This window comes from [Clostridium] symbiosum (genome assembly GCA_036419695.1).
Taxonomy (GTDB): Bacteria; Bacillota; Clostridia; order Lachnospirales; family Lachnospiraceae; genus Otoolea; species Otoolea symbiosa_A.
Map to the genome: position 1 here is coordinate 3,365,481 of CP143946.1, position 17,224 is coordinate 3,382,704.

Here is a 17,224-nt window from a genome sequence, read left to right on the forward strand (position 1 = left end):
TATTTCTTTTTTTCTATATTTCTTTTTTCTATTCCCCCTTACGCAGCGTACAAACGTCTGCTCCCCATCCCCTGTTTCAGACAGCAACAAGCCCCAGCCTGTAGGAATAGATATATCTCTCCTTCACGTTTTTCCCAAGCATCTGGGTCAGCGCTTTTTCGTAATAGTCAAGCTGCGTTTTATAACGGCTGACCAGGACTTCCGTATTTTCCACATAATCGGTCTTATAGTCGACCAGAACGAGGCCGTCCTCCTCCTCGAACCAGGCATCGATGATACCCTGGATCAGCACCAGTTCGTCTGAGTCCCAATCGCCCATTTCCCGGGCCGGGATTCCCATTACAAACTGTTTTTCCCGGTACAGCTTTCCGGCTTTTGCCGCAACGGCCATCCTTTTTCCAAGCTCCGTCGTGAAAAAGCGGTAGATATCGGGAGGCCATATCATCTCCCTGGCCTCCTTTGTCAGTTTTCCGGCCTCCGTAAAGCCGTCCAGCAGACTCCTCACATCACCCTCTGATGTGATTTTATCAAAAGGAAGGAGTTCCATGGCGCGATGATATGCCGTACCTCTCGATGTGCCTCCCTCCCGCACCTCCTGCTCCTCCATAAAGACGGGCAGGGTGGGAAGAAACGCCATCTCTTCGTCTTCCTCCTCCATCCCCTCTTTTTTCAGCTCGGAGACAGACATCTTTGTATTCAGTGTGACGTCGGCCTGACAGGGATACTTGAAATGGAACGATGTTTCCAGGCGTCTGCGGTATGCCCCGTCGTAAACGCGGTCCGGATCCTGGTTGAGCAGTTCCTCTTTGGATCCTTTTCTGAACAGCTGCTCCTCTATCTCGTGCACCAGCTGTTCCCCGGCTTTTACTTCGGTCACCCGGATCCGGCATCCTTCCTGGGAAGCGCTCATCAGGATCCAGTCCAGGCAGGAGCCTGCCATCGTCAGAATGGTACAGGGAACCTGGCCGTGATAGAGGGAAATCTGCCTCCATTTTTCCAGCCTGCTTTCCAGGTTTTTATCAGAAGCCGTCATAATCAGCTTTTCCTTGGCCCTGGTCAGCGCCACATAGAGGACACGCAGTTCCTCCCCCAGCGCTTCCAGCTCCATTCTCCGCTTCATGACGTTCTTTTTAAGCGTTGGTCCTTTCAGGCGTTTCTCGCTGTCCAGATAATCGGTTCCAATCCCGAATTCGGAATCGATCAGGATTTTCCCTCTCGTGTCCTGCCGATTAAACATCTTTCCCATTCCGGCCACGAAGACAATGGGGAATTCCAGGCCCTTACTCTTGTGGATACTCATGAGACGCACCGTGTTTCCCTGCTCGTTCACCGTGGCGGCCTCCCCGAAATCCGTATTGTATTTTTTCAATTTCTCGATATATTTGATAAAATGGAACACGCCCCGGTAGCTAGTAGCCTCATAAGCAGATGCCTTTTCCACCAGCATATCCAGGTTGGCTCTCCTCGTCTCCCCGGCCGGCATGGCCGATACATAATCATAATAACCCGTCACGTCGAAAATCCGGTAGAGAAGGCTGTGCATCGGCAGATAGACGGCCATTTTTCTGAGTTCCCCGAGAAGATTCATCGTCCTTCTTAAGATCACGCAGATTCTCTCATCGTCAAATGGTTCACCGCCGCCTGACTGAACCGGCGCGCCGGACTCCCCCTCCCGCTCCATCAGGAAATTCTTCACGGCCGGGTAGAGTCCCCTGTCACGGCCAGTCTTTGCATTCATTTTATAGTCAGCGACGATGTGGGCCAGTTCCCTGTCCGTAATGCCGCAGAACGGCGCTTTTAAGACGGCTGCCAGCGGGATATCCTGTATCGGGTTGTCGATAACGGCCAAAAGGTTCAGAACCGTTTCCACCTCAACCGTGTCAAAATAGCCTGTCCTGGACTCTGCGAACGCCGGGATTCCCTGGGCCGCAAGGATTTCCGTAAAGCTCTCGGCCCAGCCGCTGACGCTCCTCAAAAGAATGACAATATCGCCGTATCTTGCGCGGCGGTAACCGTTTTCATCCTTGTCCCAGATCATCATTCCGTTCTCTTCGTCCGTCAGCTCCTTTATCTTTCCCGCGACCATCCCGGCCTCCAGCTCCCTGGCCGTATAGTCCGAAATATCCTCATCCAACGTTTCCAGTTCGCTTCCGGCCGTATTAATCAGAAGAAGCTCCGTATCCAGTTCTCCCGGTCCCCGTCCGTCGAGGGGTTCAAAGGACGCCCCCGCATGCAGGGCCGTCTCCTCGGTATATTCGATATTTCCGAGCTTTTCCGTCATAATCCGGAAAAAGATGTCGTTAATGCTCCCAAGAACCGTATCCCTGCTCCTGAAGTTCTGGTGCAGTTCGATTTTCTGGTACAGGCTCTCCTCCGTCGGGTAGCTGTGGTATTTTTCCAGAAACAGCTCCGGGCGGGCCAGCCTGAATTTATAAATGCTCTGTTTTACGTCCCCTACCATAAATACGTTCGGTGTACCGAACCGCTCCCTGGAGACGCAGTGAATCAGGGTTTCCTGCACCAGGTTGCTGTCCTGGTACTCATCGACGAGAATCTCGTCAAACTGCCGGCTGAGTTCGTCGGCCACCGGCCCCGGAATTCGTCCTTTATTTTCCCCGTCTTCGTCCCCGCCTCCCGCGGTGAGGACCTCCAGGGCAAAATGCTCCAGATCGCCGAAGTCCACGATGTTTTTCTCCCTTTTACGGGCGCGGAACCGCTCGCCGAATTCTTCCGCCAGGCGAAGGAGCATCAGAATCGACTCCTTTCCCGCCTCCATATCCTCAAGTATTTTCTCCGGGGATTCAAACAGGTACTGATCCTTCAGCTTTTCCACCGATTTTTTAATTCTCTTCCTGCATTCGGCCACCGCTTCTTTTTTATCCGGATCCACCGTCACATTTTTCCCACGTATGGCCGCCATCCTGGAAAATGTGAATTTCTCCGCCGCCCCGCTGAAGTCAAGGAAGGAGCCGGTGGACTGAATCAGTTCCCTGACATGGAGCAGATCCTCGCTGATCATCGGAAGATAAGGCTCCGGCCCGTCTTCCTCCCTGCAAAGCTCCGAGGCCTCCATTAACTGCCTCTCCCACTCCTCCGCCTGCATTTTGACGTCCCTTAAGAGAAACTGCATCCAGTCCGTGCCATTCAGCTCCCCGAAACCGGTATTCTCAAGTTCCTTCCGGCAGTGCTCAAACCATTCGTCCGGCCACGGGTTACTCTGGGCAAAGGTATACACCTGCAGAATATAATCTTCTATCCCTCCGTCTGCCTTCCCCGTGGAGTAGGTGTCCACAAAGCGTTCAAACGCTTCCCCTCCGTTTGCATAGCTGTCTTCCATCAGCTCCTGCATGACGTCGGCGCGCATCAGAAGCATCTCACCCTCGTCGCCGACGCGGAATGCGGGGTCGATATCCAGCCGGTCGAAATGCTCCCTGAGAATGTGGAGGCAGAAGCTGTCGATGGTCGTGATCTGCGCGAACTGCACCGTGACCGCCTGCTGCTGAAGATGTTCATTCTGAGGGTCTTCCCCCAGCTTTTTCTCAATTGCCGCCTGGATACGCTCCCGCATCTCGGCCGCCGCCGCCTTGGTAAACGTCATGACAAGCAGCCGGTCGATATCCGTCGGATTTTCATCCGTGATCATCCTGATTATGCGCTCAACTAAAACCGCCGTTTTACCGCTTCCCGCGGCGGCGGAGACGAGCAGATTTCTGTTCCGGCTCTCAATTACCGCCTTCTGTTCCTTTGTCCAGTTCACCGCCATCCTCTGCTCCCCTCCCTTCTGCTTCGTATTTGTCACCTTCTGCCGCGTATTTGTCGATTTCCTGCCACACCTCTTCCGGGCTTACCTTGTCGAGCCTGCGGTATCCATACCCGTCCGTCTTAAGGTCAAAGCCGCAGACGCTGTGGTAGGGGCAATAATCGCAGGCCGTCCTGCTGCCGCTCTTATACGGCGCAATCGAAACGCGGCCGTCCAGAATCTCGCGCCCCATGCTTTTCAGTTTCCGGTTGACAAATGCCCCCAGGGCCTCGAACCGCTTTTCTCCGGCCACCGATGACTTTCTGGCAATTTCGTCATTTTTCACCGAAACAGGGACCACCGTGGATTCCTCTCCCTTCGGCGACGAGAAATCCAGCCGGTTGTCCAGATGGACGATTGCCTCCGGCCTTCCGTTCACCAGTCCGTTCATACGCAGCTCGCCGAGTATCGCCTGTTTCGTCTCCTCCTCGCCCATGCCTTTCTGTCGGTCCACCATCGGATCCGCAATATTATAGTAAAAAATCCCGGCCGGAACCACCTTTTTGTCGGGGTGTTTTCTCTGCTCCTTCTCCAGGGCGGCGTCCATATAGACCACGAGCTGAAGTTGAAGCCCATAGTAAGCTTCCATCAGATCAAACTTTGTCTTTCCCGTCTTATAGTCGATAATTTTCAGATAAAGCAGATCCCCGTCCTCACAGAGATCGACGCGGTCTATCCTTCCCTTTAAATGGATTGCTTCCTCCCTGGACACCGGGATTTTCATCGCCCTCAGGTTATCTGCGGGGCTGAAGGTCACCTCAAAACCGGACGGCTCAAAGTCTCCCTTTTTAAGCTGCTCCGTCAATGCCCAGATTGTCCGGTCCGTAATGCGGTGGACCTTGCGCTCCAGGTACTGGTTTCTCGCGCTGCTGGACATGATGGTATTGCCATAGTCCCTGGTTACACTGGAGACGCACTCGCCGACCAGCTTTTTTCTGTCCTCATCCGATATGTCGCGGAAGGAGCGGTTTTCTTCCTTCATTCTCTTAAAATAAAGATCAATGGAATTGTGGAACAGGTTCCCGATATCCGCGGCAGCCAGCTCATAGACGGGACGTTCTAAAAGCTCCAGGCCATAGGCCAGGAAATGGGCATAGGCGCAGGATGCATACTGCTCCATTCTGGTCACGCTGCCGTGGAGGATTGCGCTGTAAATCTCCTTTGCCGCCGTCCTGCCAATCCCGTGATCCTCATACGTATAAAATGACGCCTCGACCAGCTGTTTCATCGCCTCGCCGTGCTCTTCGGACAGCGAGAAAAAGCGGAACAGCTCCATAAAGCGGCCGTCCTCCCGGTTTTTGCCGTAATCTTTTAATCCCTCTATCACCCGGCGTTTTCCAAGGGGCAGGGACCAGGCGGCCATCTGCCGTTCATCGGCCGACATCACATGCTTGTCGGGAAACATTTTTAAGACCTGGCCAATCAGGCCGGATGGGCGCAGGCTTTTTCCGTCGCAGGAGGATAAAGCGTAGGACAGATAGAGGCGATCGGACGGTTTTGTCATCACCAGGTACAGGTACAGTCTCTGAAGAAATCCCTCTTCCCTGGCCGTCGGAGCCAGTTCTATCTGATGCTTTTTAAGATTCCCGCGCTCGGCCTCCGTAAGGATTCCGCCCCGTCCCGTCACCGCGGGAATAATACCGTCATTTACCCCTGCGAAAAAGAGAACCCTGATATGGGAAAGTCTCGTTCTCGTGATATCTCCGACTACAACGCGATCTACAACAGCCGGAATGAGGCCAACTTTTATCTCCTCAAATCCGGCATCCAATATGTCCGAATACTCTTTTTTCCCCACGGTTTCATCGCCCAGAAGCGCCGTGATTCTGTCAAAGAGTTCGATGACAAGGCCGTAAACCTGGCTGTATTCCTTCTCCAGGCTCACCTCACCGGCAGCGCCGAATTCCTTCTCATACCCTTTGAGCTTTTCTTCAATGTGAAGCGCCTCCAGAAAATACACCAGAGCCGCAGTTTTATCCTTCACCGTGGATTTTCTGTCCCCGAACACCTCCTTTAACGGACGGAGGGGCGTCAGTACTTCTTCCCGGAACGCATTCAGCTCGTCCAGATTAATAAGCTCCGCGCCTCTGTAAACAGACTCCCAGGGCGAATCCCACCGCTTATAGCTGCGGATTCCAAGAGCCAGCACGTAATTTTCCAGACGGCTCACCATCTCCTGTTTTTCCGTCACAAGACCCGTTTTTAAATACCGGAACACCGTCTCATAGGAGAAGTTTTTCTCCAAAAGTTCCAGCGCCGCCCGGAGAAGCTCCACCATCGGATTTCCCATGATATTTTTCTTATAATCAATAAACGCCGGGATCCGGTTTGCCTCAAACTGACGTACCACCTCCCTGGAATAGGTATCCAGGGCTCCCGTGACTACGGCGATGTCACGGTAACGGTAGCCCTCCTGCTTGATGAGGCGCTCGATTTCTCCGGCAATCATTTCCACTTCTTTTATAGGGGTGTCGGACTGGAATAATACGATTCCCGGATTCTTTGTGGCTTTTCCGGCCGTCTCCTCCGTTTTCCCGTCTTTTTCCGCAGCGTATTTCCGGCCGTGATACCGGAACAGCTCCTTTTCGATGAACTGAAGCTCCGGGCTGTTTTTAAACCGCCAGGCGGGATACTCTTTCAGAAGGATATCCTCCTCCCGGCCCGCTCCGGTCTGTACCGCCAGATCCGTCAGCTTGCAGACCGTGTGTTTACTCATGTGGAAGAGATGCTGCGGTCCGCTCTCCTTATAAGGATTCTCCTCCGGATCCATTGTGATGGTCACAACGACTCTCTTACAGTAGGTCAGCAGCAGCTCTAAAAGCCGATACTGGACCGGGGTAAAACCGGTATAGCCGTCCAGTGTCACCACACTGTCTTTGATAAGCTCCGACTGGGGCAGAACCCTGCACAGAAGCTCCAGGATTTCTTCCTTGACAATGCACTTCTTGTTTTCCGTATATTCCTTGAATGCCCGGTGCAGAACCGTCATGTCATTCAGTTTCTGCCTGAGCATGGCGCTCCAGTTTTCTTTCTCTGCCTCCACCAGCAGGCCATCCAGAATCTCGGCCGTAATTCCGTACTGGAAGAACTCCGACAGCATGGATTTCAGCTCGCCGATAAAGCCGATCTTTTCCAGGTGGCCGCCGAACAGCTTTAATTCCTTTTTCCTGCCCGCAGCCACTTTACGCAGGACCATGGATTTGCCCATATCATCCAGGACTGCCAGGTTCTCCACCGCCAGCTCTTCGAATATTCTGTACGCCAGCCTCTCAAAGCTGACGATATCGATGTTCATCACACCGTGGCAGGGGTGCAGCGTAACAATGTCTTTCTGGGTCTGCATCGTGAACTGCTCCGGGACGACGGCAAAATAGCGGCCATCCGGATCGTTTCCGGCCTGCCGGATCAAATCCTCGTACAGGCGGCGTGTCTTACCGGAACCGGAACCGCCGATGATGAATTGTAATGACATTTATGTTCTCCTCTGGTTGTCATGTGCCGGAAATTGTTATCATTTCTGTAGCTGCGAGGATAATGAATACTTCCTCTTTTCTTTAGATTTTTTCAACAGTTTTTATAAATGTTTTATCCCCTGCACATATTTTAGTCACATATTTCCTGTATCATCATAAATGAACAAGGCAAGAGCCTTAGACAGACTTTTTCATACTCCGGCCAGCAGGTTTTACCTGCTGGCCCTCCCCCTTTTTAAGACCAGTTAAATTCTTTTTTTAGTTCATACCCGGTATCCCGGTTAAATCCCTTCCCCTGATTACAATGTATTCTTGCGCTCAAACACTTTTCTTCCGGACGCATCGGCGATTCCGATGGCCTCCCTGTATTTCGCTACCGTTCTCCTCGATATCGAGAATCCGGCCTCCCCCAGTTTTTCCGCTAATATTCTGTCACTGTAGGGCTTCTTTTTGTCTTCGCCCGCGACCAGGATTCGAATCTGTTCCTTCACCGCTTCCGCTCCCGCGCCCCCGCCGTTTCCGGCCGTCTCACGGCTCATGTCTCCGGTACCGTTTTCCCGGCTCTGCTTTCTCTTTGCATCCACCGGGATACTTCCCCGGGAGAAGAAAAACTGCAGCGGGAAGATTCCCCACTGGCATTGCAGATATTTTTCCCGGACGGCACGGCTGATGGTGGATTCATTTAATTCCAGCTTTTCCGCCACGCTCCTCTGGGTCAGGGCGGTAAGTTTTCCCCTTCCCTCTTCAAAAAAGGCAAGCTGCGCTTTTAAAATTTCCCGTACCAGCAGATAGAGTGTCCTGTTCCTCTGTTCTACACAGTGGCATACCCACTCCGCCTGTTTTACTTTATTTTTAACGTATCCGGCCGCTTCCCCCGAATTCTCCCCCTTCATCAGGGTCAGATAATAAGGATTGATCGAAATCTGGGGATATGTCTCATCATTAATGATAATCTCAAAGTGTCCCTCCGTCTTGACAACCAGTACGTCGGGAACAAGGTATTTCTGGTATTTTCCGCTCCCATATCCGCTTCCCGGCCTCGGGTTTAACGCCCGGATCCGGTCGCTGGCGGAAAGAACCTGATCAATGCTGCATTTCAGCTTTCTGGCAATGACCTCCATTCTGTTTTTCCCCAGTTCCTCCAGATAATCTTCAATAATCCGTCGGGCCAGCTTCTCCTCGTCGCTGTCCCCCTCCAACTGGATTAAGAGGCACTCCCTGAGGTTTCTGGCGCCCGCTCCTTTGGGCTCCAGTCTCCAGAGGACTTTCAGCAGACGCTCTCCCTCTTCTTCCGTGATTTTAAGCTCACGGCATAAAAGAGGCATCTCTTCGGTCAGATAGCCATTGTCATCCAAATTTAAAATCATATACTCTAAAATGCGGAACTCTTCTTTCGATATTTTCATATAAAGAATCTGTTCCAGCAGGGATTCTTTCAAATCCATCTCCTGCCGTTCAGCCGGTTCAAAACGGCTGGCCTCATCCTGTTCGTCCTGATAATACTGGCGGTTCTGGGCATCCACGCTCTGAAGTTCCTCCAGTTTCCTGATAAAGTCCTCAGTACTCTCCCCTTTGTCATCTGATGTCTTCTCAGTACGGCGCATAGCATCGAGATCCACCACCGGATTCTCCAGCGCCAGATCTTCCAGATACTCCCTTAGTTCCAGCTGCCCCATCTGCAGTATCTCCGTAGATTGGAGCATATTCTGCGACAAAGTCTGTTTTAACTTCTGTTCCTGTCTGAGTTCCACTGTAACCACCCCTTCTATCTTCTGTCTGCCGTCAGGCCACGCACATCCACTGCGGACCTCTTTATTCCGGCAGTATATCCTTCCATTATCCCCATCTGCCTCTTTTAAATGTTGAATTGCCTGAAAACAGGCTTTTCACATTTTCCACCAGAAGTAATACCAAAATCTTGCAGTTATCTAAGAAAGAGTCCGGCCTGCCGGACTCACGCGCCGAGCGCGGCCGCATAGCGGCATATTGCATCTTCGCGCGAGTGCGCATCCTCGCGGATCGTTTTTAATTCATAGGATGTAATTTCCTATGAATTAAAAACGGCTCTCTCAGCACGGTGCAGAGAGAGCCCATTTTTTGATTGGCGGTGTAAGAAATGCGAAATGCAGTTTCCACCGTTTACATTAATCGTCTAATTCGTCTTCTCCGACTACTTCATCGTACTCCTGCTCGTCTAACAGTTCATCGAAGGCATCGGCAACGATCTCATACTCATCGTCGTCTTCAATGTTTTCCAGATTCGGCTGTCCGTTCTCGTCTTCTGAGTAACGGTAAAGATATACTTCTCCCTCTTCTGATTCGTCATCCGCATCCTCCATCGGAAGGAGAGCGATATATTCCTTATCTCCTGCCGGAAAGATAGTAAGTACGACACACTCCAGCTCTTTCCCGTCATCCAGGGTAAGGGTTACCGTCATCTCCTCCTGGTTGTCCGTCTCTTCCGGAGTCATATTCTTTTTATCTTCCATTTCAACCTCTTTCTTCTGCCCGCTTGGCAGGCAATCATAATAATGGCAATGAAAGCCGTATCAACCATGCTTTTCATCATTTTGCAACTGCAGCTTTTCCCTGCTAATTGTATCCAACTCCACTTTATCAGAGGCCGTAAGAAAAATCAAGGACAATTTCACCTTATTTAGCACCTCCATCCTCTTCCGATGGATTCTGCTGTTCTCTGTCTTCCGGATTCCCGTTTCCGGCCGTCATCTCATTTTCCTCTGCCTCCCCGTTTGAGACCGCTTCTTCCGAATAAGGGTTCTTATATTCGGCCATCCGTTCCAGCGTCCCCGCCGGAACACCCCTCACAAGATGCATTTCCCCTTCCCGGTTCAGCCTGATTACAGTAGACGCCGTCCTGTTAAACAGTATGTAAATGCAGAAGATTGCCTCACTGAATTCCATGACGCAGGCCGTTGTCAGCGTGAAAATAAGGGGATATGGAAGCCAGAAGGACATCTGAAGAATCGAAACGCCTCCCGACACAATGCTGAATCCTCTTAAGCAGAGCATCAGGACGGCGATTCCCTTTCCCGCCTTCAGCATCCATGAATACCACAGGTAAAACACGAATGCGCTGAATATCGTGAACAGCCCCTGCACAACCGACAGGCCGTAAACAATTGTAATCATAAGGTAATAAAGGCCGTAAAGAACCCTCAAACCGGTAAAAATCTTAACTATGGTAGTCAATTTCAGGTTTTCATTCAAATAGCCCGGAAACTGTCTTTCTATCTCCTGCCTGAAAGCCTCTCTCTCCTGCGCCGTCACCACCCTGGCGGGGGTTTTGTTCCTTGCGCCTTTCATCCTTTGTCCTCCTGTCCGGTTACTGCGCCGCCTCGCCGGCCGCGCAGACAGCGGACGCCATATCCGCTGTTGATCATGTAATTTGATATTAATATTCTATTCCTTTTCTCGCAGCCACCCCATCGTCAAATGGGTGCCGGATCTTTCGTATCTCCGATATATAATCCGCACGCTCTGTAAATTCCGGTACAGGATCCCTGCCTGTCATCACAACCTCCAGATTCTCAGGACAGCTATCCAGGAATTCAAGAATCTGCTCCTTCTCAAGCAGTCCGCTCCGGACGGCGGCGCAGACCTCATCCATCACAAAAAGAGTCTGCCCCTCATTTGCGCACCGGAGCGCCGTGTCGGACGCCTCTTTAAATAAATCCCGGTAAAAGTCCGCTGCCTCCCGTTTCTGTTCCTCCGTCATCTGCCAGGTAAAACCGAATGTTTTCCTGCATGGAATTACCGTGATGCCTTTTATCTGCCTTAATGCTTCCACTTCGCCCGAATCGTCGTTCTTCAGGAAGCGGACGAGGACTGCGCGTCCTCCGCAGCCTGCCATTCTGACGGCCAGGCCGATGGCGGCCGTTGTCTTGCCTTTTCCGTCGCCGCAGTAGATGTGGGTGTATGACATAATGTTTTTGCTCCTTTTAATTGAAAAACGAGGACGGTAGTGTGAGGATGGCGGGCGGGACCGGGAAGGGGATCGATGGTGCTTCGGTCCTGGGTGGGGTTGTCGCGTTCGGGGAATCCGGGCTGAAAATTTTCCTACGGGGACTCGCTTCCGCTTATGGAATGCGAAACGGATGCTAGATTCGAAAAAACCTCATCAAGCGCCGTCGGATTCCAAGGTCCCCTGCGGAAAGTTTTCCCCCTTCTTCCCCCTGCCACTGTGTCGCACGGACCGAAGCCCCCGGTAAGTTTTCTCCCCGCCCGCCATCCTCACGCCGCCTGACTGCCTCTTGCGTCAAGTGGGGATCACGCTTGTCGCGGACATACTTATAGGATACACCAAATGGTCATGGTAATACTCTTCAGTTCCGGCTTCCCCGCGCTCCCCCTTCCAACCGGAACTGAAGACACATACTTCCTTTCATCATCCCGCCGCCCCTCCGTTCCGTCGGTGGCATCATTCTTATCCTAAATACTCCTCCACAAATCGTGATACTTCGACTTTTTTATGGTATCTCTCTTTTACCGCGTACACATGCAGGCGCTCTTTGGCCCTGGTCATGGCGACATAGAAGAGGCGTCTCTCCTCCTCGATATCCTCGTCTAACGCCGCTTTGCTGTGGGGTGTTACCCCCTCGTTGGCGTCGAGAATATAGACGATTTTGAATTCCAGCCCTTTTGAGCCGTGCATCGTGGCCAGGGTGACTGCATCTTCTTCTGATGCTTTCCCGGCCGATGCCTGGCGTTTCAGTTCTTCCCCATAGTCCTCGATATGGCGGAACCATTCCTCATACGTCTTGTATCCGGCGGCGCTCTCTTTGAGCTGATCCGCTGTCTCCAGAAGTTCCTCCGGCTTCATTCTGCGGAAACCGGCATACTCCTCCAGAAAGCCGTCGTATCCGATTCCCTGGCGTATGTAATTTACCGCTGCCAGAGGTGACATGCGGCTTACTGCTTTGAGATCGTATTCCAGATTCTCGATCCGGTCCACCATCCAGTCTTTTTCACTGTACCAGCTTTTCAGCTCTCCAAAATCCACCGTCTGGTTACGCAGGCTGTCGCGGCTGATATACCGGTTGGGGCGGTTGATTATCTGAAGGAAATCGGATCTTTCCCGGCTTCCCAGGGCAATTTTGATATAAGTCAGTATATTTCTTGATATCCAGTGCTCATAGAGATTGGGCACGGTGTCTTTTGCCCTGAAGGGAAGATTGTATTCCATCAGTTTTTCCATCAGGAGCCTGGGGCCTGAGTTGGTTCTGTAGAGAACTGCGATATCACTGTATTGATACCCGGCAGCCAGGTATTGCTTTATCTCCCCGGCAATCCGGTTGTTTTCCTCAAAGCTGTCCTGCCAGACCCTGGTAATAATATTTTTTCCCCTTGCGCCTGCGGTCTTTATGTTCTTTTTGAAACGTTTTTCATTATTCTCAATCAGGCGCAGGGAGGGACCTGCAATCTCTGCCGTGCATCTGTAGTTCACATCCAGGAGAATACGCTTCGCATCTTTATAATCTTTCTCAAATCCCAGCATAATCTCCGGTCTGGCGCCGCGGAAACGGTAGATGGACTGATCGTCGTCACCGACGATGAACAGGTTGTTTTCCGGTTTTGCGATGAGACGGATGATTTCATACTGCAGTCGGTTAATATCCTGAAACTCGTCAATCAGGATGTAGCGGTACCGCTTCTGCCATGCCGCCAGAATATCTTTCCTTTCCCGGAACAACTGCCAGCACATGACCATCATATCATCAAAATCAATGAGTCCTGACCGTCTCATCTGTTCCTCATACCCGCTGAAAATCCTCCGGAAGGTTTCATCCGGACAGTTTTTGGAGTAATAATGCCTCAAATCGATCATTTCTCCCTTTACGGAGCTGATCTCACTTAAAACAGAGGTGACAAATTCATTCTCATCCTCCAGTTCCAGCTCTTCTTTCCCTGCCAGTTCCCTGATGAACTGCATCTGCTGTTCCGTCCGCACAATGTTCTGCGCCGTATAACGGTAAGCCAGCTTCAATATCTGAAAAAAGATTGAATGGAATGTGCCGAAGGAAACTCCCCGCGCCGCTCCGGTCAGGCGCACATAGCGCTCCTTCATCTCCTCCGCGGCGGCCCTGGTAAATGTAATAACGAGAATATCCGACGGGTTGATTCTGCAGTCCTCCGTCAGATATTTGATCCTGTGTGTAATTACCGTGGTCTTTCCGGAACCTGGCCCCGCCAGTACCATCATCGGCCCGTCCCTGTGGCGTATCGCCTGTTCCTGTGTCCTGCCAAATTCCATTTACTGTTATCCTATCCTGTTTCTTTATCTGGTTCTTTATTTGATTTTTCTGATTCTTCATCCAGTTCTTTATCTGCTTTTAATCTGGTTCTTCATCCAGTTCTTTATCTTATTTTAATCTGGTTCTTCATCCGGTTCTTTGTCAGTCCTTCACCCATGCCTTATAGTTCAAAAGGAGTGCTCAAACTCCCCAGCACTCCTTTTGCGGCTAACTATTAATCACGGCAGCCTGAGCGCAGAGCACACAGGTTACCATTTATGGCGGTGAAAAATTCATATCATGTTTTCATCACTTTGATAAGAGTTCAATTCCTTTTCTGATTCTCTTAAGGGATTCTTCTTTGCCCAGTACTTCCATAATCTCTGTGGCTCCGGCAGGTGTCATCTGCTTGCCGGAAACGGCCGTACGGATGGGCCACATCACGAATCCGGTCTTAACTCCCTTTTCCGCCACATAAGCGGAAAGAACTGCAAAGAGGCCGTCGTTACTATAGTCTTCCTGTGCCTCCAGGACAGGGAGAAGCTCCTTCAATACTTCGAGGGAAGTTTCTTTCGTTGTCTTCATCTTCTTGTGGATATACATCTCGGTGTCGTATTCCGGAAGCTCTTCAAAGAAATCAATATGGCCTTCAATCTCCGGGAGAACTTCAACTCTTGTCTTAACCATGGAGGCAATCTTTCTGAGATCCAGATCTTTGCTGATTACCTTCTTAATATAAGGCTCCGCTAAGCCGTAGAAACGGTCAAAGTCCATTGCCTTGATATATTCGCCGTTCATCCATTTTAATTTGACCATGTCAAATACGGCCGGAGATTTGCTGATATTTTTATAATTGAATTCCTTTACCAGCTCGTCCAGGGAGAAAATCTCCTGGTTGCTCTCAGGGGACCAGCCTAAAAGAGCCACAAAGTTGACAACAGCCTCTGAAATAAATCCCTGATCAATCAGATCCTGATAGGAAGAATGGCCGCTTCGCTTACTCAGCTTCTTGTGCTCCTCATTGGTGATGGTTGGACAGTGCACGTATACCGGGACCTCCCAGCCGAATGCCTCATAGAGACGGTTGTATTTCGGGGAAGAGGACAAGTACTCATTGCCACGGACAACGTGGGTAATCTCCTGAAGGTGGTCGTCGACAACGTTGGCAAAGTTGTAGGTCGGATATCCGTCGGATTTAATGAGAACCATATCATCCAGCTCCGAATTGTCTACCGTGATATCTCCGTAGATCTCATCGTGGAAAGTTGTCTTTCCCTCTCTGGGGTTGTTCTGGCGGATTACGTAAGGTTTGCCGGCCTTTAAATTTGCCTCTATCTCCTCTTTTGACAAATGGAGGCAATGCTTGTCATAGTTCATAATCTCTTCGCCGTTTACAGTCCTTTTAAGGCTGTTCAGACGTTCCTGGTCACAGAAGCAGTAATATGCCTCTCCCTTGTCCAGAAGCACCTTCGCATAGTCCATATAAATTCCGGCTTTCTGGCGTTCGCTCTGCACATAGGGACCATACTCTCCTCCGAGATCGGGACCTTCGTCGTGCTGCAGGCCCGTATCCTTCAGGGTGTTGTAGATAATCTCTGTCGCACCCTCAACAAAACGTTCCTGGTCTGTATCCTCAATACGGAGAAGATAATCTCCATCCTCATGTTTTGCAATTAAATAAGCATATAATGCTGTTCTCAAATTTCCGACGTGCATCTTGCCGGTCGGGCTCGGGGCATATCTTGTTCTGATCTTCGTCATAGTTTCACACTCCTAATCTTTGATAGAGTCCATTATATAACGAAGAGGGAAAATTTACAAGCAGGGGATTTTATTGAAAAATAAGGGGAAGGGCGGAACGGGGTGGACGGGATGGGGGGCTCTGGTGCCGCTCCCCTATTCGTTCTGTCTCTACGCTTCTCCTGCTTTGATGTATTTCCTCTTCCTCATCTTTTTTAAGTGATCATAAAAGGATAAACCGCTCTTCTGAAGAATGTTTCTCCATTAAGCTGGTTTATCCTTTTTCGATACCAGATAAAATTGAAATCTGGTTTCTTTTTTATATTTTACAGCATCCCCAGCAGGCGGCTGGCCAGCTGGAAATAAATCATAAGGCTGCAGGCATCCACTATCGTGGTGATCATCGGGGCGGCCATGATGGCCGGATCCAGGTGGATTACTTTTGCCAGGATCGGCAGGGTACAGCCGATGGTTTTTGCAATGATTACGGTAAAGAAAATGCTCAGTACAACGGTCAGGCAGATCAGCGTCTTTCCGGGATACTGTATCATCAGTCTGACGAAGTTGACAAGCGCCAGGCTGACGCCGCAGAGCATTCCCACTCGGAGCTCTTTCCATACTACATGAAGAATATCGGCAGGTTCCACCTCACCGACCGCCATACCACGGATGATCATCGTGCTTGCCTGGCTTCCGGAATTTCCGCCCGTATCCATCAGCATGGGAACAAAGGTTACCAGCAGCGGAATTGCGGCAAAGGCATTCTCGTATTTTAACAGGATTCCTCCCGTGACCATGCTGCTGACCATCAGGATCATCAGCCAGGGGATACGGTTCTTTGCAAGCTGGAATACGCTGGTTTTCAGATACGGCTTCTCACTGGGGAGCATGGCGGCCATCTTCTCGAAGTCCTCCGTCTCCGTTGCCTCCTGTTCCATGACATCCATGACATCATCGACCGTGATAATACCCACCAGGCGGTTTTCCTTGTCCACAACGGGAAGGCTCAGAAGTCCGTACTCGTTGAACGTGTCCACCACTTCCTCCCGGTCCTCCGTCGTATATGCCTTCATGACATGGACGTCCATGATATCTCCCAGAACCGTGTCATACGGGTTCATCAGGAGATCCTTGACCGTTACGACGCCCTCAAGCTGTCTCTTTTCATCCATAACGTAGCAGGTATAAATCGTTTCCTTGTCCACACCGTACTTTCGAATATAGGCAAACGCCTCTTCTACGGTCATCTGCTTTTTCAGGCCCACATACTCGGCCGTCATAACGCTTCCGGCGCTGTTCTCCGGATAATTTAAAAACTGGTTGATGAGCTTCCTTGTATCGGGGCTTGAATTCTGCAGAACTCGTTTGACAATACTGGCGGGAAGTTCCTCCACCATGTCTACCGCATCGTCCACATAGAGGTCATCAATGATGCCCCTCAGCTCATAATCGGTAATACTTGTAATAATATGCTGCTGCTTGTCGACCGGCAGGCAGGCAAAAACCTCCGTTGCCAGTTCCTTCGACAGCATTCGGAAGACAACCACCGTCTTCTCCGAATCGAGTTCCTCAATAAAGGAGGCGATATCCACCTCATTCATCTCCACAAGCTGCGCTTTTAAATCTCTGTACTTTTTATCGGCAGCCAGCTTCAGGAGCTCTTCAATTTTTTCTTCAATTTTGATCTCTTCATCTAACATGATCTTCCCCTTCCAAAATTTGTAACTGTTCAGTGCCTTCACAGTTACTGAATTTAATCTTTACTCATTTTGGAAACAGAAAAAACAACCTAAGAACGGCAGTGCCCACAACGAAAAAACGAAGTACGCGCTGCCTTCGGTTCAGGGTGGCTGCCATCTGGTTCCGTCTTATGACTTCGGCCTTCCATTATGTTCACTCCTTTCATTTTTAACGAAATTTTTACACTTGCCAATGTCCTTTCTCATTATATAGATTCATCG

General features: G+C 50.6%; 9 protein-coding genes. All 9 read right to left on the minus strand.

The features are described from left to right. Positions 1-76: 76 nt before the first annotated feature. The 9 genes from addA to mgtE all read right to left on the minus strand — a co-directional run bounded on the left by addA (position 77) and on the right by mgtE (position 16,963). Positions 77-3,763 (minus strand): helicase-exonuclease AddAB subunit AddA, encoded by a 3,687-nt coding sequence (gene addA, locus V3C10_15340; GenBank protein ID WVP60679.1) that lies wholly within the window; start codon positions 3,761-3,763, stop codon positions 77-79. After that, the gene (gene addB / locus V3C10_15345) at positions 3,723-7,271 is read right to left on the minus strand and encodes a helicase-exonuclease AddAB subunit AddB (GenBank protein WVP60680.1); all 3,549 of its coding nucleotides are present in this window, start codon (positions 7,269-7,271) and stop codon (positions 3,723-3,725) included. Before addB ends, addA begins: the two co-directional genes overlap by 41 nt. Positions 7,272-7,571: 300 nt before the next feature. Continuing rightward, positions 7,572-9,023, minus strand: coding sequence for an RNA polymerase factor sigma-54 (rpoN, locus tag V3C10_15350; GenBank protein ID WVP60681.1), 1,452 nt, complete (start codon positions 9,021-9,023; stop codon positions 7,572-7,574). Between the two features lie 393 nt (positions 9,024-9,416). Beyond that, positions 9,417-9,761 carry a DUF1292 domain-containing protein gene (locus V3C10_15355; GenBank protein ID WVP60682.1) on the minus strand — a complete coding sequence of 115 codons (345 nt, stop codon included), beginning with the start codon at positions 9,759-9,761 and terminating at the stop codon, positions 9,417-9,419. A 163-nt stretch (positions 9,762-9,924) separates the two neighbouring features. After that, positions 9,925-10,596: a hypothetical protein gene (locus tag V3C10_15360; protein ID WVP60683.1), complete on the minus strand. Its 672-nt coding sequence runs from the start codon at positions 10,594-10,596 to the stop codon at positions 9,925-9,927. 88 nt (positions 10,597-10,684) lie between these two features. Further along, the gene (locus V3C10_15365) at positions 10,685-11,215 is read right to left on the minus strand and encodes a cob(I)yrinic acid a,c-diamide adenosyltransferase (protein WVP60684.1); all 531 of its coding nucleotides are present in this window, start codon (positions 11,213-11,215) and stop codon (positions 10,685-10,687) included. 501 nt (positions 11,216-11,716) lie between these two features. Beyond that, positions 11,717-13,543, minus strand: a complete 1,827-nt coding sequence (locus V3C10_15370) for an ATP-dependent helicase (GenBank protein WVP60685.1) — start codon at positions 13,541-13,543, stop codon at positions 11,717-11,719. A 289-nt stretch (positions 13,544-13,832) separates the two neighbouring features. Continuing rightward, positions 13,833-15,284, minus strand: a complete 1,452-nt coding sequence (gene gltX / locus V3C10_15375) for a glutamate--tRNA ligase (protein WVP60686.1) — start codon at positions 15,282-15,284, stop codon at positions 13,833-13,835. A gap of 305 nt (positions 15,285-15,589) precedes the next feature. Next, positions 15,590-16,963, minus strand: coding sequence for a magnesium transporter (gene mgtE, locus V3C10_15380; GenBank protein WVP60687.1), 1,374 nt, complete (start codon positions 16,961-16,963; stop codon positions 15,590-15,592). Between the last annotated feature and the right edge of the window lie 261 nt (positions 16,964-17,224).